At 63.7% G+C, this 20,277-nt stretch carries 18 protein-coding genes; 4 read left to right on the top strand and 14 right to left on the bottom strand.

Translation table 11 applies throughout. The annotated features are described in order from the left end of the window. Window positions 1-59 precede the first annotated feature (59 nt). The 5 genes from rraA to E2K99_RS11020 form a co-directional block, all read right to left on the bottom strand. Window positions 60-560 (bottom strand): ribonuclease E activity regulator RraA, encoded by a 501-nt coding sequence (gene rraA / locus E2K99_RS11040; protein WP_134222232.1) that lies wholly within the window; start codon window positions 558-560, stop codon window positions 60-62. 49 nt (window positions 561-609) lie between these two features. Further along, entirely contained in the window at window positions 610-2,358 is a 1,749-nt protein-coding gene (locus E2K99_RS11035; RefSeq protein WP_134222231.1) for a diguanylate cyclase, read from the bottom strand. Between the two features lie 475 nt (window positions 2,359-2,833). Continuing rightward, on the bottom strand, window positions 2,834-5,422 hold the full coding sequence (clpB, locus tag E2K99_RS11030) for an ATP-dependent chaperone ClpB (protein ID WP_121039845.1): 2,589 nt from the start codon (window positions 5,420-5,422) through the stop codon (window positions 2,834-2,836). Between the two features lie 105 nt (window positions 5,423-5,527). Next, window positions 5,528-5,902 carry a fluoride efflux transporter CrcB gene (gene crcB / locus E2K99_RS11025; protein ID WP_039788378.1) on the bottom strand — a complete coding sequence of 125 codons (375 nt, stop codon included), beginning with the start codon at window positions 5,900-5,902 and terminating at the stop codon, window positions 5,528-5,530. An 18-nt stretch (window positions 5,903-5,920) separates the two neighbouring features. Continuing rightward, on the bottom strand, window positions 5,921-6,901 hold the full coding sequence (locus E2K99_RS11020; protein WP_034330008.1) for a LysR family transcriptional regulator: 981 nt from the start codon (window positions 6,899-6,901) through the stop codon (window positions 5,921-5,923). Window positions 6,902-7,111: 210 nt separating this feature from the next. Between E2K99_RS11020 and E2K99_RS11015 the strand changes: the two genes are divergently transcribed. From E2K99_RS11015 to E2K99_RS11000, 4 genes are all read left to right on the top strand, one after another. After that, on the top strand, window positions 7,112-8,575 hold the full coding sequence (locus E2K99_RS11015) for an efflux transporter outer membrane subunit (protein ID WP_134222230.1): 1,464 nt from the start codon (window positions 7,112-7,114) through the stop codon (window positions 8,573-8,575). Continuing rightward, on the top strand, window positions 8,572-10,776 hold the full coding sequence (locus tag E2K99_RS11010; protein ID WP_134222229.1) for an FUSC family protein: 2,205 nt from the start codon (window positions 8,572-8,574) through the stop codon (window positions 10,774-10,776). The genes E2K99_RS11015 and E2K99_RS11010 overlap by 4 nt, the downstream gene beginning before the upstream one ends. After that, window positions 10,766-10,966, top strand: coding sequence for a DUF1656 domain-containing protein (locus E2K99_RS11005; RefSeq protein WP_039788384.1), 201 nt, complete (start codon window positions 10,766-10,768; stop codon window positions 10,964-10,966). Before E2K99_RS11010 ends, E2K99_RS11005 begins: the two co-directional genes overlap by 11 nt. A 67-nt stretch (window positions 10,967-11,033) precedes the next feature. After that, complete coding sequence (locus E2K99_RS11000; RefSeq protein ID WP_134222228.1) at window positions 11,034-12,008, top strand: HlyD family secretion protein; 975 nt, start codon at window positions 11,034-11,036, stop codon at window positions 12,006-12,008. Between the two features lie 53 nt (window positions 12,009-12,061). On the opposite strand, the gene E2K99_RS10995 is transcribed toward E2K99_RS11000, so the two are convergent. From E2K99_RS10995 to E2K99_RS10955, 9 genes are all read right to left on the bottom strand, one after another. After that, window positions 12,062-12,349, bottom strand: coding sequence for a helix-turn-helix domain-containing protein (locus tag E2K99_RS10995; protein WP_008328257.1), 288 nt, complete (start codon window positions 12,347-12,349; stop codon window positions 12,062-12,064). After that, window positions 12,350-13,639, bottom strand: a complete 1,290-nt coding sequence (locus E2K99_RS10990) for a type II toxin-antitoxin system HipA family toxin (RefSeq protein ID WP_134222227.1) — start codon at window positions 13,637-13,639, stop codon at window positions 12,350-12,352. A gap of 75 nt (window positions 13,640-13,714) precedes the next feature. After that, entirely contained in the window at window positions 13,715-15,061 is a 1,347-nt protein-coding gene (locus E2K99_RS10985) for an Nramp family divalent metal transporter (protein WP_134222226.1), read from the bottom strand. A gap of 64 nt (window positions 15,062-15,125) precedes the next feature. Further along, window positions 15,126-15,578 carry a molybdopterin synthase catalytic subunit MoaE gene (gene moaE, locus E2K99_RS10980; RefSeq protein WP_134222225.1) on the bottom strand — a complete coding sequence of 151 codons (453 nt, stop codon included), beginning with the start codon at window positions 15,576-15,578 and terminating at the stop codon, window positions 15,126-15,128. 67 nt (window positions 15,579-15,645) lie between these two features. Continuing rightward, window positions 15,646-17,016 (bottom strand): GntT/GntP/DsdX family permease, encoded by a 1,371-nt coding sequence (locus E2K99_RS10975; RefSeq protein ID WP_039788393.1) that lies wholly within the window; start codon window positions 17,014-17,016, stop codon window positions 15,646-15,648. A 131-nt stretch (window positions 17,017-17,147) separates the two neighbouring features. Beyond that, the gene (locus tag E2K99_RS10970) at window positions 17,148-17,801 is read right to left on the bottom strand and encodes a class I SAM-dependent methyltransferase (protein WP_134222224.1); all 654 of its coding nucleotides are present in this window, start codon (window positions 17,799-17,801) and stop codon (window positions 17,148-17,150) included. 1 nt (window position 17,802) lies between these two features. Beyond that, window positions 17,803-18,060: a molybdopterin converting factor subunit 1 gene (gene moaD, locus E2K99_RS10965; RefSeq protein WP_121039815.1), complete on the bottom strand. Its 258-nt coding sequence runs from the start codon at window positions 18,058-18,060 to the stop codon at window positions 17,803-17,805. A 28-nt stretch (window positions 18,061-18,088) separates the two neighbouring features. Beyond that, a complete protein-coding gene (locus E2K99_RS10960; RefSeq protein WP_121039812.1) occupies window positions 18,089-18,931 on the bottom strand; it encodes a DUF817 domain-containing protein in 843 nt (280 codons plus the stop codon). A 16-nt stretch (window positions 18,932-18,947) separates the two neighbouring features. After that, a complete protein-coding gene (locus E2K99_RS10955) occupies window positions 18,948-20,237 on the bottom strand; it encodes a molybdopterin molybdotransferase MoeA (protein ID WP_134222223.1) in 1,290 nt (429 codons plus the stop codon). Window positions 20,238-20,277 lie beyond the last annotated feature (40 nt).

Below are 20,277 nucleotides of genomic sequence, written 5' to 3'. Positions count from 1 at the left end.
AAACAAACGCCCGCACGCGGCGGGCTTGAAAGCTTGCAACTGAAGGTGAAGGAAAACGCTCAAAGCCGGGTACGCGACACCAGCACCCCATCCACATCGGCATAGATCCAGTCGCCCGGGTGCACCGCCACGCCGGCAATGCCGACCTTGATGTCGGCATCCCCTGCCCCCTTGCGGAAGCTGCGCTGCGGATGGGTAGCGAGCGCCCGGATGCCGACCTCGCAGGCATTGAGTTCAGCCGCATCGCGCACGCAGCCATTGACCAGGATGCCGGCCCAGCCATTGTCCTGCGCCAGCTGTGCCAGATTGCCGCCGACCAGGGCGCAACGCAGGCTGCCGCCGCCATCGACCACCAGTACGTCGCCATTGCCCGGGGTTTCCAGGGCCTTGCGCACCAGCACGTTGTCCTCGAAGACCTTGAGCGTACGCGCCGGACCGGCGAAGACCTGCTTGCGGCCAAAAGAGGCAAAGATGGGCGGCAGCACGTGCAGCGTGCCGGCGCTCAGCTTGTCTTCGTTGGCGTCACACAGGTCACAGGTGGCAAAGCTGGCAAGAGTCATGGGGTTCTCCGGGCGTTCGATGGTGGGTCAGGGCGCACCTGAAGGCAAATCACACTGACAAGATGCGATGCAGGCGCTTCTGGTCGAACATACGTGAATCGGCGACCCGCAGCAAGGTTTCGACATCCAGCCCGTCGTCCGGATAGAGCGACACGCCGACCGACGCATCGACCGTATAGTCCTGGCCATCCCGCCCTGCGATGGGCTTGTTGACGGCGTGCCGGATCTTGTCGGCGATGCTGCGGGCCACGTCCATCTCGGTCACGCCATGCAGGTAGACCACGAATTCGTCGCCGCCGAAGCGCGCCACCGAATCATCATGGCGCAGGCTGTGCTGCAGGCGCTCGGCGATGGCAATGAGGACCTTGTCGCCCTCGTCATGGCCGTATTCATCATTGACTGCCTTGAACCGGTCGAGATCGATGAAGAGCAAGGCAAAGTGCAGCGGCACGGCCTGCGAACTGTTGCGGCGGCGGAAATCGATCTGCGCGATCAGCGAATCGCGATTGAGGACATTGGTGAGCCGGTCGGTGCGCAGGTTGCGCTCCATCTCCACGAAGCTTTGCGCGAGCTGGCCGATTTCGTCATTGCGGTCGATGTTGAGGGCCGGGAACGGGCTGCCGTTGCCGATACTCTTGGCCGCCAGCGTCAGCTTGCGGATATCGCGCAGCACCCAGCGCAGCAGCAGGAAACCGATCACGAAGGTCAGGCAGACCGCCATCAGGCCCAGCGTCAGCGTCTGGTAGACGCCGCTGGTGACCGACCCCAGGAAGTCCGAGCGCGGTGCCGCGCTGATGGACAGCCAGGCCAGTCCGGCGGGATCACGGTAGAGGCGAAAGGCCACCTCGATCTTGCTGCCTTCGCTGCGCGATCCCAGCAGGATCAGCTTGTCCGGCTCGGGCGGGTGCGTGCCCAGATAGCGCTGCACTTCCGCGAAAGCCTGCCGCACCAGCGGAGACTTGCTCTGTCCGGCATTGAGCCGCAGCGGTTCGCCACCGTTCTCGCCGGCCTGGTAGATGGGTTCATCGAGGGAGGTGGCGACCATGTCCCCCTTCATCTCCGTGACGAAGGCCACGCCCTGGGCGCTCAGAGGCACCTGGCGCAGCAGATCGGTCAGCTGCTGCAATCCGATGCTGCTGTTGGCCACACCGAGCAGGCTGCCATCCTCGGCGAAGATCGGCTTGGACAGGTTGATGCCGACGATGGCCTTGTTGCGGTAGTCGACATAGACCGGTGACCAGGTCTCGCGGCCCTGCTGCACGGCCTGCAGGTACCAGGGCCGCTTGCGCGGCTCGTAGTCCTGTACGGCGGTCAGTTTCATCTCGGTCCCGGGACCGCGCAGGTAGTAGACGAAATTCTTCTGTCCCGGCTCGCGCACGCTGTACATGAAGACCTGCGGCTGCTCCTGCTTGATTCCCAGGAAACTGCCATCGGCACCGCCGAAATAGACGTAGCTGGGCTCATCGAAGAGCGAATTGGCCAGCCATAGCCGGTCTTCCAGCTCCTTGCGGCTTTTGGGGAAAGGCAGCGCAGCCGGGGCTTGCCCGACCTCGGCCGGCGGCACCGGCGGCGGCGCGATGACGTTGAGGGTTTCGCGGGCCCCCATGGTCTGGCGCGTGATGGCCTGGCTGACGCGGCCCATCACTTCGGTCAGGGCATTGCGCGCCAGCACCTCGGTGGCATCGTCGCCCGCCCGGTACAGGAACCAGCCGATGGTCAGCATCAGGCAGACCATCAAAAAGATGAACGGCAAGATGAACAGCCGCTGCAAGGACGATTGCTTCAGAATCGCCCCCATACGCCCCTGCTGCTGACGTGACCCCAAATGACGGATATGACCATGAATTCCTTGCTGCCAGGTATCGCAAACCCGCCCGGCCGTTGCCGCGCTGGCTTGCTCCTTTTATCGATGGCGCACCGGTCTTGTCTGTTCAGGCGCGTCCCCCTTGTAGTGAAGTAAATATCACATTCCCCCTCGCTTGGGGAGGGTTTTTTTGCGATGCGGCGTAATAAAGCACGCCCGTCAACCTCGCCAAGAGCCGCACTGGGCGCGGAGAAGTGCCATTTCGCCAATTATTGTAAATGTATTACAACTTTTACGGACACCTGTGCAAGCCAGGGCGCCCTGCTTGCGCTTTTGCTGGCGCAAATTCATGAAAAAACGGCGGGACATGAACACATGTCCCGCCGCTTGTCAGTCCTGAATACCAGGACCTTCACTTTCATGAGGAAGCTGGTCTGACCGGCCGCGAGACCGGGCAGACCAGGGGCCATCAGCCCTTGCTGAAGGCCAGCTGGCCGTTCTGCACCTCCACGTGGACCACGTCCTTGGGACCGAACTTGCCCGCCAGGATCTGCTTGGACAGCGGGTTTTCGATCTCCTGCTGGATGGCACGCTTGAGCGGACGCGCCCCGTAGACCGGATCGAAGCCGGCCTCGGCGATCTTCTGCAAACCAGCCTCGCTGATCTGCAAGCCGATCTCCAGCTTGGCCAGGCGCTGTTCCAAGATGCGCAGCTGGATCTTGGCGATGGCACCGATGTTCTTGGCGTCCAGCGCGTGGAAGACCACGATCTCGTCCACCCGGTTGATGAATTCCGGGCGGAAGTGCGTGCGCACCTCAGCCATCACCGCCAGCTTCACCAAGGCCGGATCGCTGTCTTCCATGCTCTGGATCTTGTGCGAACCCAGGTTGGAAGTCATCACGATCACGGTGTTCTTGAAGTCCACGGTACGGCCCTGGCCATCGGTCATGCGGCCATCGTCGAGTACCTGCAGCAGGACGTTGAAGACATCCGGATGCGCCTTCTCGATTTCATCCAGCAGGATCACGCTGTAGGGCTTGCGGCGCACGGCTTCGGTCAGATAGCCCCCCTCTTCGTAGCCGACATAGCCCGGCGGCGCGCCGATCAGGCGGGCCACGGAGTGCTTCTCCATGAATTCACTCATGTCGATGCGGATCATGGCTTCTTCGGTATCGAAGAGATACGAGGCCAGCGCCTTGCACAGCTCGGTCTTGCCCACGCCGGTCGGGCCCAGGAACATGAACGAACCATACGGCTTGCTGGGATCGCCCAAACCGGCACGCGAACGGCGGATGGCGTCGGACACGGCCACGATGGCTTCATCCTGGCCGACCACACGTTCATGCAGCACGTCTTCCATGTGCAGCAATTTCTCACGCTCGCCTTGCATCATGCGCGAGACCGGGATGCCGGTGGCGCGCGCCACGATCTCGGCGATTTCCTCGGCACCGACCTGGGTGCGGACCAGCTTGGGCTTCTCGGCCTTGACGCCCGCTGCATCCTTCTTGTTCTGCACTTCCAGCGCGGCCTCCAGCTCGGCCAGCTTGCCGTACTTGAGCTCGGAGACCTTCTGCCAGTCGCTCTTGCGGGTGGCCTCTTCCATCTGCAGGCGCACCTTCTCGATTTCTTCCTTCAACTGCTGGCCGCCCTGCGCCGTCGACTTCTCGGCCTTCCAGATTTCTTCCAGATCGGCGTATTCGCGCTCCAGCTTCTCGATTTCTTCCTCGATCAGCTGCAGGCGCTTCTGCGAGGCTTCATCCTTCTCCCGTTTGACGGCTTCGCGCTCGATCTTCAGCTGGATCAGACGACGGTCGAGCTTGTCCATGACTTCCGGCTTGGAGTCGATCTCGATCTTGATCTTGGAAGCGGCTTCGTCGATCAGGTCGATGGCCTTGTCCGGCAGGAAGCGATCGGTGATGTAGCGATGCGACAGCTCGGCAGCCGCCACGATGGCCGGGTCGGTGATGTCCACGCCGTGGTGCACTTCATACTTTTCCTGCAGACCGCGCAGGATGGCGATGGTGGCTTCCACGCTGGGCTCATCCACCAGGATCTTCTGGAAACGGCGCTCCAGAGCGGCATCCTTCTCGATGTACTGGCGATATTCGTCCAAGGTGGTGGCGCCCACGCAGTGCAGCTCGCCGCGGGCCAGCGCCGGCTTGAGCATGTTGCCGGCATCCATGGCCCCTTCGGCCTTGCCGGCACCGACCATGGTGTGCAGCTCATCGATGAAGACGATGGTCTGGCCTTCGTCCTGGGCGATTTCCTTCAGGACGGCCTTCAGGCGTTCCTCGAATTCGCCGCGGTACTTGGCACCGGCCAGCAATGCGGCCATGTCCAGCGACAGCACGCGCTTGGACTTGAGGCTGTCCGGCACTTCACCATTGACGATGCGCTGGGCCAGGCCTTCGACGATGGCGGTCTTGCCCACACCGGGTTCGCCGATGAGCACCGGATTGTTCTTGCTGCGCCGTTGCAGCACCTGGATGGCGCGGCGGATTTCATCGTCGCGGCCGATGACAGGATCGAGCTTGCCGGCGCGGGCACGCTCGGTCAGGTCCAGGGTGTACTTTTTGAGGGCTTCACGCTGGCCTTCGTCCTGCTGCGAAGACACGGAAGCGCCGCCGCGCACCGCCTTGATGGCCGCTTCCAGCGACTTGCGGGTGAGGCCGTTTTCACGGGCGGCACGGCCGGCGTCGGACTTGTCGTCCGCCAGGCCCAGCAGCACCATTTCGCTGGCGACGAACTGGTCGCCGTGCTTTTGCGCTTCCTTGTCGGCCAGGTTCAGCAGGGCTACCAGCTCGCGGCCGACCTGCACCTCGCCGCCGTTGCCGGAGACCTGCGGCAGGCGCTTGACGGCGGCCTGCAAGGCAGTGGAAAGACCGTTCACATTCACGCCGGCGCGCTGCAGCAGCGAGCGCGCGCCGCCGTCATCCTGGTTCAGCAGTGCCAGGATGAGGTGAACGGGTTCGATATATTGATTGTCGTGGCCGACTGCCTGGGATTGCGCATCGGCCAGCGCTTCCTGCAATTTGGTGGTGAGTTTGTCGAGACGCATGGTTCGCTCCAATTTTTCAATGAGATGAAAGTTGGGCCAGCGCCTGCGATTTTCAAGCAATGATCGTGCCGTCTGTTTTGATCTGCATCATGTCGCTCAAAGTAGTCATCCAGCCAAAGCGCGATAGCTTGCAAACCCGGCAACGCAAAGCACGACAGAGCCCAGCAGATGCAGGCCCGAGTGTCCGATGGCCCACAGGTAATCGCCCCGCTGCAGCAGGATCATGGATTCGGCCGAGAAGGTCGAAAAAGTGGTCAACCCGCCCAGCACGCCGGTCACGGCGAACAGCCGCCATTCCGGTGCCAATGCCGGATGCTGCTCGAAATAGGCGACCAGAAAGCCGATCACGCCGGCCCCGATCCAGTTGGCCGCCAGCGTGCCCAGCGGCACGAAGTGCCCGTCCACGTTCCATACCACGGAGATGCGCCAGCGCAACCAAGCGCCCAGTGCTGCTCCCATCCCGACCGCCAGCCATGCCATCGCATTCCCCTCGATTGATCAGGCCAGCGTACCACCGCGTGCGGCCAGGCCCTGCATTTCCTCGCGCAGACTGCCCAGGCGCTCCAGCGCCTGATGATCTTCCTGCAAGGTCTTGTCTACCGTTTCGTGCATCCAGTCGACCCAGGTGCTGATCTTGGCATCCAGGTACTGACGTGAAGGATACAGCGCATACACCCCCATGTTCTGCAGCCGGTGCTGCGGCAGCACCCGCACGATGGTGCCAGCGCGCAACGCGTCCACCGCCGCATAAATGGGCAGCACGCCAATGCCCATCCCTTCGCGTACGGCGGTGAGCATGGCTTCGGCCACGTTGACCTGGAAATTGCTCCTGACGGGGATCACGGTCTGGCCTTCCGGCCCTTCCAGCGCCCATTCGATCAGCGGAGAAATGGGGCTCACCAGTTGCAGGCAGGCGTGGTTCAGGAGATCGCCGGGATGCTGCGGCAGTCCGTATTTATCCAGATAGGCGGGCGCGGCACAAAGGATGCTGAAGGTACTGCCCAGCTGCCGGTAGATCAGGCCGGAATCGGGCAGCTCGCGCGCCACCACCAGGGAGACGTCGTAGCCCTCTTCCAGCATGTCGGGGATGCGCTGCGCCAGCGTCAGCTCCACCGCCACCTCCGGATAGCGCTTGTGATAGCCCGAGATCGACGGGATCACGTAGCGCTGGCCCAGGCTGGTCATGGCGTGAATGCGCAGCCGGCCGGAGGGTTTCACGTAGGCCGCGCTGGCCTCCGCCTCGGCTTCGTCCACATAGGCCATGATCTGCTGGCAACGCAGCAAATATCGCTCGCCCGCTTCAGTCAGGGCAATGCGGCGCGTGGTACGGTTCAACAGGCGGGTGCGCAGATGCCGCTCCAGATCGGCCACGGCGCGCGAAACATGGGCGGTGGTCAGACTCATCTGCTGGGCCGCCTGAGTAAAGCTGCCAGCCTCGACCACGCGCGCGAAGACGCGCATGTTTTGCAGGGTATCCATCGTTTTCCTATCACTGTACTGAGCGCAGGCGTCCGTCTGGCCGAACTTGCCGCTGCGGACACACTGCGCCATGACAGCATTGTTACCCAGAATTGAGCAATCATTGTTGCTGCAACTGATATAAACAATTGCGAAATAGCGGATTTTTTCGAAAATAATTACAAAATAGAATACACAACTTCTGATATTTGCATTTTTTTGGGTAATTCCATGACACGTATCGCCTTTTCCAAGCTACCCGCGCTGACCGTCATTGCGCTTTCGCTGACAATCGCCGGTTGTGCCGACCAGGGCGGCATTCAGCCGCAGGCCCAGCTGCGCGACGTCGCCGTGCTGGACGCCGGCCAGGCCATCCGCCAGGCTGCCAGCGAAGCCGGCTGGCCGCAGCGTGCCTGGTGGCAAGCCTATGGCGATGCGCAACTGAACCAGCTGGTGACCCGGGCCGTCGCCGGCAACCCCAGCATGGCCGTGGCAGCTGCCCGCGTGCGCCAGGCGCAGTCGATGGCCGTCGTCGCCCATGCCGGTGAATTGCCCAGTGCCCAGCTGGACGTGTCGGTCGGCCGCAAGGATTGGTCCGACAACGTCTATTACGGCGCGGCCTTCCGCGACAAGCTGACGTGGAACAACACCGCGACCCTGGGTCTGTCCTACAACGTCGACCTGTGGGACCGCAACAAGAACGCCACCCTGCGTGCCGAGGATGAAATGCATGCCGTGGCCGCCGACGCCCGTGCCGCCCAGCTCGAGCTGGAAGGCAATGTGGTGCGCACCTACGTGCAACTGGCGCTGCAGTACGGTCTGCTGGACAACACCGAGGCCATGCTCAAGGAGGAACAGAAGATCCTCGACCTGGCCCAGCGTCGCTTCAAGGGCGGCCTCGGTACCCAGCTGGAAATCACCCAGGCCGAATCCCCGCTGCCGGAAACCCGCCGCCAGATGGAAGCCCTGCAGGAAAACATTGGCCTGATCCGCAATCAGCTGGCCGCGCTGCTCGGTGCCGGCCCCGGTGCTGCCGACGGCATCACGCGGCCGACCATGCAACTGCAGACCTCGCTCGGCCTGCCCAGTGCGCTGCCGGCCGACCTGGTCGGCCGCCGCCCTGACATCAGCGCCGCCCGCTGGCGTGTGGAAGCGGCCGCCAAGGGCATTTCGGTGGCCAAGGCAGCCTTCTATCCCAACATCAACCTGCTGGCCGGCATCGGCCCCGCTGCCGCCGGTGGCGGGCTGTTCTCGTTCCTCTCGGCCCCCAATCTGCAAACCACCTACGGTCCGGCGATCTCGCTGCCCATTTTCGAAGGCGGACGCCTGCGCGGCCAGCTGGGCGCGGCCAGTGCCGGCTATGACATCGAGGTGGAACACTACAACGCCCTGCTCTCGCAAGCCCTGAAAGGCATCTCCGACCAGGTCGTGACCCTGCAGTCGGTGGCGCGCCAGCAGAAGCAGGTGCAGGAATCGGTGCAGGCGGCGCAGAAGAACGTCGACATCGCCACTCGCGCCTACCAGCGCGGCCTGACCGACTATCTCAACATCCTGCATGCGCAGACCCAGTGGCTGCGCCAGCAACAGATCGTGCAGCAATTGCAGGCACAGCGCCTGGCGGCCTTCGCGGCCCTGCAGACCGCACTGGGCGGCGGCATCGAGGATGAAGCACCGGCCAAGGTGGCGGCACAATGAACACCCCTGCCCTTTCCATCAAAGCCCAGTTGCGCGAAGCTGCCACCGATTGGTGGCGCAGCGATGCGCCGACCTGGGTCTATGTCTTCAAGATGGTCTTCGCCGGCTTGCTGGCGCTGGGCATCGGTTACGGCCTGGATCTGGAATCACCGCGCTCGGCCCTCATTACCGTGTTCATCGTCATGCAGCCGCAAAGCGGCATGATCCTGGCCAAGAGCTTCTATCGCGTCATCGGTACGCTGGTCGGTTCAGCCGCGGTGGTGGTCTTCGTCGGCTTGTTTGCCCAGACCCCGGAACTGTTCCTGCTGGCCTCGGCACTGTGGATCGGGCTCTGTACCGTGGGCTCGGCCCATAACCGCAATTTTCGTTCCTATGGCTTCGTGCTCTCCGGCTATACGGTGGCGCTGATCGGCTTGCCCTCGGCCCTGCACCCGGCCGTCACTTTCGATTCGGTGATGACGCGGGTCAGCGAGATCATGGTCGGCATCGTCTGCGTGGGCCTGGTCAGCGCATTGGTATTCCCGCAGGCCAGCGCCCCCGGACTGGTGCGCATCATCCGCGGCCGCTTCACCGCCTTCGTCGACATGGTCAGTGCCACCTTGGGCGGCACCGCCGACCGCAAGCAGCTCGAGGCCACCAATGCCCGCTTCGTGGGCGACATCATCGGCCTGGAAGCCATGCGCAGCTCGGCCATCTTCGAGGACCCCGAAGTGCGCCTGCGCAGTGGCCGCCTCTCCCGCATGAACAGCGAGTTCATGGCCTTGTCGACCCGCGTGCATGCGCTGCACCAGCTGATGAACCGGCTGCATGCCAACCCGGCGCCGAGTGCCCGGGTGGTGATCGAGGCCATTTCTCCCTACTACCGCGAAGTGCAGCCCCTGCTCACCCGCGCCAGCGGCGAGCCGGTCATGAGCGCGCTGGACGCCGCCGATGCGGCCCTGAAGCTGGACGCATACAAGCGGGAACTGCCGCGCCGCGTGCGGGCCACGCGCCATACGCTGTCCGAGCAGTGCCAGAGCGACAGCGCCATGCTGGACTTCGATACGGCGTCCGAACTGCTTTATCGCGTCATCGAGGAACTGCACGCCTACACGCTGACCTATGCCTCGCTGACCCAGCGCCACCACGAGCGCGAGCAATGGGAGCATTCCTATGCCCCCAAGACCAGCATGACTACTGCCTTGATTGCCGGTGCCCGCGCCGCCATCGTGATGCTGGCCCTGGCCGCGTTCTGGATCGTCAGCGGCTGGCCCAGCGGCGACGTGGCCGTGCTCAATGCCGCCGCCTTCTGTGCCATCACCTCGGCCGCGCCCGATCCGGCCAAAGCGACCCGCACGGTGGCCATTGGCGTGCTATTTGCTGCGGTAGCCGGCTACTTGTACACCTTCCATATCCTGCCGCGCCTGGATGGCTACTGGATGCTGGCCAGCGCGCTGATGCCGGTGCTGATGCTGGCCGTCTACCTGACCACCCGACCCGCTTATGCAGGTTATGGCTTGGGGATCTGCATTTTCTTCCCCTTCCTGGCGGTGCCGGACAATTTTGCACACTTCAATGCGGCCGGTTATCTGAACGAATCCGTGGCGCTGGTGGTGTCGCTGATCGTCACAGCCGTGGCCTTCATGCTGCTCTTGCCGCCGACCACCGACTGGACCGTGCGCGTGCTGGAAAAGCAGTTGCGCAAGCAGGTGGTCGATGCCTGTTTCGGCAAGCTGGCGCACCTGGCCTTGAAGTTCGAGAGCGGTACCCGCGACCTGATGCACCAGATCACCATGTTCACCAGCAGCCGTCCCCTGCTGCGTCAGAAGGCGCTGGGCTGGATGTTTGCCACGCTGGAAGTGGGCCACGCCATCATCGAACTGCGCAACGAGCTGCAGGGCATCCGCTCGGAGGCCCCGGACCTGCTGCCAGCCTCTGCCTATGCCGCCCTGAACCGTCTGCGTGAAGCCATTCCGGCGCTGTTTGCACAGCCCTCGGCGGCCACCCTGTCGGCGGCGCTGGCCGCCAACGATGCCACCATCGCCGAAGTCCAGGCCGCCATCGGTCCGCATTACCGCGAACGCAGCGAACGCCATCGCCTGCAGCGCACCTTGAGTTACCTGCATTTCATCCGTACCGCCCTGCTCGATGAGCAATCGCCGCTGCACACCATGCGCGCCGGGGGCCAGAACAACACAACGGGAGCCCGCCATGCCACGTGAGATTTCCTTCTTCGACGCCTATATTCCGACCGTCCTGCTTCTGGCGGTGGTAGCCGCCGTGCTGGCCATGCTGGCCGACCGCGTGCTGGTGCGCTTCGGCTTCTACGAGCTGACCTGGCACCCCGCCTTGTTCCGGGTCAGCCTGTTCGTCTGTCTGGCGTCCTTGCTGGGGCTGGCGGTGTATCGCTAGCGCACCGCACTTCCTTGCGTACTCATCCCTTACGAAAAGATAAAGAAACAATCAGGAGTAGTTCATCATGCCGGTCAAATCGATCTTCCGCGTTCTCATCACCACGGCCATCTTCCTGCTGGCCATCCTGCTGGCCTGGAGCCTGTGGCAGCACTACATGCATTCCCCCTGGACCCGTGACGGCCGCGTGCGCGCCGACGTGGTCAATATCGCCCCCGATGTCTCGGGGCAGGTAGTGGCCTTGCCGGTGCGCGACAACCAGCTGGTCAAGAAAGGCGACCTGCTGATGGAAATCGACCCGGCCCGCTACACCCTGGCGCTGCAGCAGGCGGAGGCTGCCGTCACGGCGCGCAAGGCCGATCTGGACGTGCGCAAGGCGGAAGTGGAAGCGCGCCGCGCCGACCTGAACATGCGTCGTGCGCAAGCCCGCCGCCGTGCCGACGTGGATGCGCTGGTGGTCTCGCGCGAAGCCCGCGAAGATGCCGGCAGCCAGGTCACCGCCTCGCAAGCCCAGCTGGAAGCTGCCCAGGCCCAATTCCAGGGAGCGCAGGCGCAATACCAGGCCGCGTTGTCGCAGCGCGATACGGCCAAGCTGAACCTGGAACGCACCAAGGTCTTTTCGCCCGTGGATGGCTACATCACCAACCTGAGCGTGCGCCGGGGCGACTATGCGGCCGCCGGTGCAGCCAAGATCGCGGTGATCGACAGCCATTCCTTCTGGGTCTATGCCTATTTCGAAGAAACCAAGCTGCCACTCCTGTCCATCGGCGACCGCGCCAAGATCCAGCTGATCAACGGCGCATCCATGGAAGGCCACGTGGACAGCATCGCCCGCGGCATCTATGACCGCGACAACCCGCAGAGCCGCGAACTGACGGCCGACGTCAACCCGACCTTCAACTGGGTACGCCTGGCCCAGCGCATCCCGGTGCGCATCCACCTGGACAAGGTGCCGGAAAACGTCTTGCTGGCCTCGGGGCTGACCTGCACGGTGGTGCTGGAGCCGGGCAGCGGCAAGCAGCAGGCGGTGGCAAAGAATTGATGACGTTGCAGTGAGATGAAACGATGAGGCGACCTGGCGACAGGTCGCTTTTTTTATGGACGCTTGCGCATGACGGCACCGACGCACATGCCTACCGGCTTGAGCAGCTTGTCGGCCGTGGCCAGGGTGGGACTGGATTCACCCCGTTCGATGTCCTGCAGGGTGCGGGCCGATACGCCGCACACCTTGGCATATTCGGCGATGGTCAGACGCAAGGTGGTGCGGATCTTGCGGACCACGGCCGGCACCGGCAACGTGGGATCGGCAGCCAGTTCATCGAAGAGTGCGCGGCGCTCTTCCATCTGCTCGATGGCGCTCAGGGGCTTGAAGCGTTTGTCCATTCAGAGCGCCTCCAGCTTTGCCCGCACCTGGTCCACGGTGGCGGCCAGCGGGTCGAGGAAAGTGCTTTCGATACCCAGGCTGCGGCCATATGGCAGCAGGTCCGCCAGCGGCGATGCCATCTCGCGCACGGCCGATCTGACCGGCTCCTGTTCGATCTGCGCGGCTTCGCAGGCCTGCGTGATGACGCTGGCCCACTGCGGTGAGCCACCATCGTCGCGTTCCCAGCGCATGCGCCGTGCAATGCCATCGGGATGCAGCCACATCGGGGCGAAGTCGAACAGCGGCGTCAGGCTGATTCGCCCCTGTGCATCGCGCCGGATGGCGGTATTGCGGGCGTGATTGTCCTTGTTGCGCAGGACGATGTTGGCGATGTCGCGCTTCAGGTATTCGATGATCTCGGGCAGCGGATCGGTGGCGACTTCACCCAACCTGGCGCAGACAACATTGTGTGACGGGATGGCCGCAAAGCCCGTCACGCCGCACAGGGAAGCAATGCTTTCCTGGGCGTGGCGTACGACTTCGGTCCCGCGCACTTCGCGGTCAAAACGGGGGATGAACAAGGCCTTGCCATGCAGTTCCAGCGCGCCGTGGACCTTCAGGCCCAGGTGCATCGCCAATTGCATGTAGGGTGCCTCCAGACGCAGGATGTCGGCCAGATCCGGGTCGGGCCCGCGTCCAAACTTGACGATGTAATGGCGCTCGGCCTGCTCATCGGGCAAGGCGTGGTCGAGGTAGAACAGGCCATCGCGGGCACGGGTGAGCAGGATCTTGGGCCACTCGCCCTGTACCCCCGACGAGCCCGCCAGGAACAGGCCATGCTGGGCGAGGTATTCATTGAAGTCTTCGGAGCGTGCAGCGATGTCCTCCATCGCAAAGCCGCGCAGTTGCGGTCCGCTGCGCGCCTGCACCCACTCCCAGGCTTCCTGCACGCGCAGGTTGCCGATGGGATTGCCCGCGCCCGCACACAGCAGCGGCCAGTCGGCGCCGGCTTCGGCGCGTTCATCCAGCCCCAGCTGGCGCAACAGCTCGCCACGGCCATAACCTTGCGGCAGCAGATCGATCAGGCAAGCTGGCCAGCGCGCTTCGCTCAGGCTCTCCAACCCCACCGGCACGTTCACCGACAAGGCCGCAGCATCGCGCCTGCCCATGTAATCGATGGCGTGCACGGCTTCATAGCTGAAGTAAGTCGAGGCCGCCATGCCCAGCTCGACCGGCGCAGTCAGTGACAACGCACCGGCCTGCCGCCAGGCCCCGTCGATATGAACTTGAAGTGTGCAGGAAGTCTTCATATACACATCATACTATCATTATTGAACCGAAAAGCCAGGGCAATCGTGATAGTTTGATGCGCAAATGGCTTTTTACTACTCTGCAAACACCTGCCACACCAGCCACACATTGGCCCCCGAAATGGTCACGAAGAGCAGCCAGGCCAATGCGCTCACCCACCAGCGGTTGACCAGGTCGCCCATCAGATCGCGGCGGCTGGTGAGGCGGATCAGCGGATACATGGCAAAGGGCAGCTGCAGCGACAGCACCACCTGGCTGGCGACCAGCAGCTTGCCCACCGAATGCGGTCCCAGCGTGAGCACGCCGATCAGCGCCGGTACCAGGGCCAGCGCGCGGGTGATGACCCGTCGCTGCCAGCAGGGAATCTTCAGTTTCAGGAAACCTTCCATGATGACCTGCCCGGCAATGGTGCCGGTGAAGGTCGAACTCTGTCCTGAGGCGAACAAGCCTACCCCAAACAGAATGGCCGCCATGGCCGAGCCGGTAATCGGGTCCAGCAGGTGATAGGCCTGATCGAGCTCGGCAACCTGCGTATTGCCGCTCTTGTGGAAGGCCGATGCCGCCAGGATCAGGATGGTGGCGTTGATGACCATGGCGATCAGCAGCGACACCGTGGTATCGACCCGCGTATAGCGCACCGCCTCCAGCAGCGAGGCCGGATCGCGCTGCACGCTGCGGGTCTGGACGATGGAGGAATGCAGGTAGAGATTGTGCGGCATCACCGTGGCACCGATGATGCCGATGGCCAGGTACAGCGGCTCGCGGCTGGAAATGGCCTGCAGCGAGGGGACGAAGCCCTGCATCACCTCGTGCCAGTCCGCCTTGACGAAGGCCAGTTGCGCCAGCAGGCAGGCGGCGATGGTGATGACCAGGCCCAGGATGATGGCCTCGACCTGGCGAAATCCCCTTCCCTTCAAGCCCAGCACGATCAGCGTATCCAGCGCGGTCAACAGCACGCCCACCGGCAACGACACCCCCAGCAGCAGGTTGAAGGCCAGCGCGCAGCCCAGCACCTCGGCCAGGTCGCAGGCGATGATCGAGAGTTCGGCCAGCACCCACATGCCCTTGCCCACGGCGGGCGGATAGTGCTCGCGCGAATGCACCGCCAGATCCTTGCCGGTGGCGATGCCCAGCCGCGCGCACAGGCATTGCAGCACGATGGCGGCCAGGCTGGAGAGCATCACCACGAACAGCAGCTGATAACCAAACTGCGAACCCGCCTGGATGGACGTGGCCCAGTTGCCCGGATCCATGTAGCCGATCGAGACCAGCAGACCGGGCCCGACATAGATGCGCAGCTTCTGCCAGACCGAAGCACCACGCGGCACGTTGACGGTACCGGCAACTTCGGAAGGACAGAACGGAGCCGTGGCCGTCGTGGGCAGACCCGGGATGCGGGGAAAGCGGAAAGTGAATGGCAAGACGAAAATCCCCCTTTGTGCCGTTGATGGCGTCGCCGGGATCAGTGTCCCGGGCGATGCTGACTTATTGCGCCCACTTGGCCAGCGCCGTGTCGTCGCTTTCGCGGGCATCGACCCAGCGGGCACCGTCGGGTGTTTGCTCTTTCTTCCAGAACGGGGCCTGGGTCTTGAGGTAATCCATGATGAATTCGCAGGCGGCAAAGGCTTCGCCCCGATGCGGTGAGGTCACCGCCACCAGCACGATCTGCTCGCCCGGCTGCATCGGGCCGACGCGATGAATCACCAGCGCATCGAAGATGGGCCAGCGTGCCTTGGCTTGTTCCACGATCTGCTCCAGGGCCCGCTCGGTCATGGCCGGATAATGTTCCAGTTCCATCTCCGAGACCGCCGCGCCATCGTTGAGATCGCGCACGGTACCCACGAAACTGACCACCGCGCCGACGCGCGGATTGGCCAGGCGCAACTGCGCCACTTCAGTGGAGAGATCGAAATCGGCAGTCTGGACGCGGACGGGCATGATTCAACAGGAAATGAATGCAGGCTGCGATTCTACCAGCGCCAGCCCGTCCGCGAGTGCAGCGGCGTTACACCAGCAGTCCCCACAACAGCAGCGTCATGCCCAGCCCGATCACCGAGACCAGCGTCTGGATCACCGACCATGTAGCCAGGGTCTGCTTCAGGTTCAGCCCGAAGTATTCCTTGACCATCCAGAAGCCGGCGTCATTGACGTGACAGAAGAACACCGAGCCAGCCCCGATGGCCAGTGCCATGAGCGAGTTGTGGGTGGCAGAGAGGCCCGCCACCAGCGGCGCCACGATACCGGCCGTAGCAGTCGTTGCGACAGTGGCCGAGCCGGTGGCCTGGCGCAGCGCCACGGCAATGATCCAGGCCAGCAAGATCAACGGCATGTGGGTGCCATCGGCGATCTTGGTGATGGTGTCGCTGATACCGGCCGACAGCAGGGTCTGCTTCAGTCCGCCACCCGCACCGATGGTCAGCAACAGACCGGCGATGGGCGGCAAGGCGCGGCGCAGCGTGGCACCAACTTCAAAGCGGCTGCTGCCCTGCCCCCAGCCCAGCACCACCACCGCAAACAGCACCGTCACGGTCAGCGCGATGATGGGTTCGCCGAAGAAATTGAGCATTTCAAACAGCTCGGTCTTGGGCGTGACCCAGATGCGCGCCACGGTGCGGCCCAGCATCAGCACCACCGGCAGCAGGATGGTCACCAGCGCCACCAGGAAGCTGGGCTGCGACTGGCCTTCACGGGCGCTGAACAGTTTGCCGATCTGATCCGGTTCAGCCAGGTTCAGGCGCGGCGCGATGAAGTTGCCGTACAGGGGACCGGCAATGATCACTGCCGGAATGGCCACGATGAAGCCCAGCAGCATGGTCGTGCCCAGGTCGGCGTGCAGCGCGGACACGGCGATCAGCGGGCCCGGATGCGGCGGCAGCAGCGCGTGCAAAGTAGTCATGCCGGCCAGTGCTGGAATGGCCACGCGCATGATGGGCAGTTCGGAACGGCGTGCCATCACGAAGATGATCGGTGCCATCATCACCAGCCCCACTTCGAAGAACAGCGGGAGGCCAACCACCAGCGCCACCAGCGCCATCATCCAGGGGATGATGCTGCCGCGCGCATAGCGCAGCAGGGTATTGACGATGCGGTCGGCTGCGCCCGATTCGGCCATGAGCGCGCCCAGCATGGCCCCCAGCGCGATGATGATGCCGGCTTCGCCGAGCAGGCTGCCGGCCCCTTTGCTGAAGGCTTTGGCAATGTCTTCCAGCGGCAGGCCGGCACCGATGCCGGCCACGAAGGTACCGATGAGGATGGACAGGAAAGGTGCGATGGACAGGAAACTGATCAGCACCACGATGGTGACCAGTGCCGCCAGCGTCACCAGCAGCAACTGCGTGTCCTGGGCCGCCCAGGCGGCCAGATGGGTCGAAATCAAGATAGATCCTTCTACAGGTGTGGATGAATGCGCATCGCTTCATTGAACGATGTCTTTTGCACCCCCTCCGCAGACCTGTTTGGCGCAGGCCTGGTCTCCTCCCAAAGAATCGGGATTCCGAATGGTCAATCTCAGCCCGCTGGATGCGGGTCTTCCGTCTTTTGCCAGACGCTGGCCAGCCACGGCTGCTGCTCGCGCGGCAAACCGTCAGGGCGGTAATAATGCCGCAATTCAATGAAACCTGCTGGCTGCAGGTAGCGACGCCAGCCTTCCAGGCTATGCCAGACGCCATAACGCGGACCGCTCCAGCCTTCCAGGTCATTGCCGCGTGGATTGGAACTGAAGAGGATGCCGCCCGGCTTCAGGCTGGCATGCAACTGCCCCAGCACGCGCGGCAAATGCACCGCCGGCACATGGAACAGCGAGGCATTGGCAAAGATCCCGTCGAAGCGCGCCACCGGCAGATCCAGTTGCAGGAAGTCCTGGTGCAGGACTTCGCAGCCGCTGGCCGCTCGCGCCATTTCGACGAACTCGGCAGTGCCGTCCAGGCCCACTGCCACGTGGCCGCGCCGGGTGAATTCGATCAGGTCGCGCCCCGGACCACAGCCGACATCGAGGATCGTGAACGGTCCCTGCCCGGCGGCTCCCGCCCTGGCGTGCAGTGCGTCCAGCAGGGCTGCCATGTTCTGGCTGACGTCATGATCCCAGGTCCCTTCGCGAAAGCTCTCGGCATGGCTGCTGTAATGCGCAATGGTGCCGGCTACGGGATCGCGGCGGGGGCTCACCTCAGCCTCCGGTGACGGGCGGGAAGAAGGCCACTTCGCCGCCATCGACGACCTCTGTATCGGCCTCCGTCATTTCATGGTCGTAGGCCATGCGCAAATTCTTTTCGGGGCCGAGCACTTCGGCCCAGATGCCGCCACGGCCCATCAGGAAGGCACGCACGTCGCCGACGGTCTTGACGCTGTCCGGCAGCTCGATGATTTCCTGCGAGGTCTGCAGGGCTTCGCGCACGCTGGCGAAGAAACGAAGTTCGATTTTCATGGATTTCCTTGAGGGTGGCAGCAGGCCCTTAGTGGGCGATATGAATCTTGCTGCGGATATGCTTGAGATGCACCACGATGGTAAAGGTCATCATGACCAACAGCGACCAGGCGCTCCACTTGCCCAGGTGCACGGTGGACCAGGCCCCCATCTGGTTGGGGTAGCGCCAGATGCCGAAGAAGGTACTGATGTTCTCGGCCAGCCAGATGAAGAATCCGATCAGCAGGAACGCCAGCAGCAGCGGCATCTTGCGATCGCGGTCCAGCGGACGGAACAGCACCGTGGAACGCGCATACAGGCCCAGCGCGCAGGCTGCCAGGTACCAGCGGTAGTCACCGATGTAGTGATGGGTGAAGAAATTGACGTAAATCAGCAAGGCGATCAGGGTCGCCATCCAGTAAGGGGGATGATGCTGGATGCGCAGGTCGAACAGCCGCCAGGCCTGGATGATGTAGCTGCCCACGGCGGCATACATGAAGCCGGAGAACAGCGGCACCCCGAACAGCTTGGTATAGGCAAAGTCAGGATAGCTCCACGACTGGATCGCCCCCGAGGTCTTGAACACCTCCAGCGCAAAACCGACCACGTGGAACACGCTGATGGCCTTGAGTTCGGCGATGGTCTCGATGCGGGTCGATACCATCCAGACCTGCACCAGCAAGGCGAAGAGCAGCAAGGCGTCATAGCGAGGAATGCCGAACAGACCGGCGCGCGGCATCAGGAACACGGCCGCAAAGAACAGCCCCGCAAACAGGCAGCAGCGCGCCTCCTTGAGGCCGAACATGAGGAACTCCAGCACGAAGCGCCGCCAGCCGGTGGCTTCGCTGGGAATGCTGCTGCTCAGGTACTGATCGATCTCCGCCAGTCTCATCGCTGTTGCGCCGCGTTCAGTTCAGCAGATGATCGAAGGCCAGGAACTGCACCGTGTCGCCGGCGGCGATGATCTGCCCCGGCGGATTGTCGATCAGGCCATCGGCCCAGGCAGTCGAGGTCAGCACTGCCGACCCTTGGCTGGGGAACAGATCCAGTCCGCCCCGGACATTGCGGCGCACGCGCAGGAATTCCTGGCGGCGGTCGGCACGTGGCCAGTCGAAGTCGGCGCGCATGGCCACCGGTTGCGGCAACACGGCCTCGCGCGGCAGCCCTTGCAGGCGCAGGATGAAGGGCCTGACGAAAAGCAGGAAGGTGACGAAGGACGACACCGGATTGCCCGGCAACCCCAGGAAGAAAGCTTCACTTCCCTGTTCGCCCGCCCCTGGCCCGCGGCGCACCTGGCCGAAGGCCAGCGGCTTGCCAGGCTTCATGGCGATCTGCCACATGTTGATGCGGCCCTCGGCTTCGACAGCAGGCTTCACATGGTCCTCTTCCCCCACCGAGACGCCGCCGCTGGTGATGATGAGATCGTGCTCGCGCGCGGCCTCGCGCAGGGTCTGGCGGGTCGCCTCCAGACTGTCGGGCACGATGCCGAAGTCACTGACCTGGCAGCCCAGTTTCTGCAACAGGCCGCGCAGCAGAAAGCGATTGGAGTTGTAGATGCCGCCCGGTTTCAGCGGCTGGCCGGGCATGGTCAGTTCATCGCCCGTGAAGAACACCGCCACGCGTACCGGCCGCAGCACCTGCAGCTGCGCCTGTCCGATGGAAGCCGCCAGCCCCAGTTCCTGCGGGCGCAGCCGGGTACCGGCGGCGAGGATAGTGCTGCCCTGGCGGATGTCTTCACCGATCAGGCGCACCCATTCACCGCTCTCGGGGACATGGCGGATCACCACGTACTCGCCCTCGGTCTCGCAGGCTTCCTGCATGACCACGGCGTCGGCGCCCTGCGGCATCATCGCGCCGGTGAAGATGCGCGCCGCCGTACCCGCTTCCAGCGGCTGGCCCACGTGGCCCGCCGGAATGCGCTGCGATACGCGCAGGCGCGCCTGGCCCGATGCGCAATCCGCCGCCCGCACGGCGTAGCCATCCATCTGCGAATTGTCCATGCCGGGCACATCGATGGAAGCCGTCACCGGCGCAGCCAGCACACGTCCACACGCCTCCAGCGTATCGACGGTCTCGCTCTCCACCACCGGCACGGCGGCCGACAACAAGGTATCTAGCGCCTGGTTGACGCTTTGCATGGGCGGGCGGGCCGGCTTGTCGGATGAGGGGGCAGCGGAAGGAGTGGGCGTGGAGGACATGGCAGGCCTGACGGAGAAGATCGAAGTTCGGGACAAGGGT

Source organism: Herbaspirillum huttiense (assembly GCF_004367745.1).
Taxonomy (GTDB): domain Bacteria; phylum Pseudomonadota; class Gammaproteobacteria; order Burkholderiales; family Burkholderiaceae_D; genus Herbaspirillum; species Herbaspirillum huttiense.
The sequence above is the reverse complement of the archived record's forward strand: the minus strand, read 5'-3'. Positions and strand labels throughout refer to the sequence as shown.

Bases quoted from the DNA above. Each gene is read 5' to 3' on its own strand.
- moaE (WP_134222225.1), bottom strand. From the start codon at position 15,578: ATGCCCGTCCGCGTCCAGACTGCCGATTTCGATCTCTCCACTGAAGTG.
- moaD (WP_121039815.1), bottom strand. From the start codon at position 18,060: ATGAAAATCGAACTTCGTTTCTTCGCCAGCGTGCGCGAAGCCCTGCAG.
- E2K99_RS10995 (WP_008328257.1), bottom strand. From the start codon at position 12,349: ATGGACAAACGCTTCAAGCCCCTGAGCGCCATCGAGCAGATGGAAGAG.
- E2K99_RS10960 (WP_121039812.1), bottom strand. From the start codon at position 18,931: ATGAGACTGGCGGAGATCGATCAGTACCTGAGCAGCAGCATTCCCAGC.
- E2K99_RS11035 (WP_134222231.1), bottom strand. From the start codon at position 2,358: ATGGGGGCGATTCTGAAGCAATCGTCCTTGCAGCGGCTGTTCATCTTG.
- E2K99_RS11005 (WP_039788384.1), top strand. From the start codon at position 10,766: ATGCCACGTGAGATTTCCTTCTTCGACGCCTATATTCCGACCGTCCTG.
- E2K99_RS11020 (WP_034330008.1), bottom strand. From the start codon at position 6,901: ATGGATACCCTGCAAAACATGCGCGTCTTCGCGCGCGTGGTCGAGGCT.
- rraA (WP_134222232.1), bottom strand. From the start codon at position 560: ATGACTCTTGCCAGCTTTGCCACCTGTGACCTGTGTGACGCCAACGAA.
- E2K99_RS11010 (WP_134222229.1), top strand. From the start codon at position 8,572: ATGAACACCCCTGCCCTTTCCATCAAAGCCCAGTTGCGCGAAGCTGCC.
- E2K99_RS10990 (WP_134222227.1), bottom strand. From the start codon at position 13,639: ATGAAGACTTCCTGCACACTTCAAGTTCATATCGACGGGGCCTGGCGG.
- clpB (WP_121039845.1), bottom strand. From the start codon at position 5,422: ATGCGTCTCGACAAACTCACCACCAAATTGCAGGAAGCGCTGGCCGAT.
- E2K99_RS11015 (WP_134222230.1), top strand. From the start codon at position 7,112: ATGACACGTATCGCCTTTTCCAAGCTACCCGCGCTGACCGTCATTGCG.
- E2K99_RS10955 (WP_134222223.1), bottom strand. From the start codon at position 20,237: ATGTCCTCCACGCCCACTCCTTCCGCTGCCCCCTCATCCGACAAGCCG.
- crcB (WP_039788378.1), bottom strand. From the start codon at position 5,902: ATGGCATGGCTGGCGGTCGGGATGGGAGCAGCACTGGGCGCTTGGTTG.
- E2K99_RS11000 (WP_134222228.1), top strand. From the start codon at position 11,034: ATGCCGGTCAAATCGATCTTCCGCGTTCTCATCACCACGGCCATCTTC.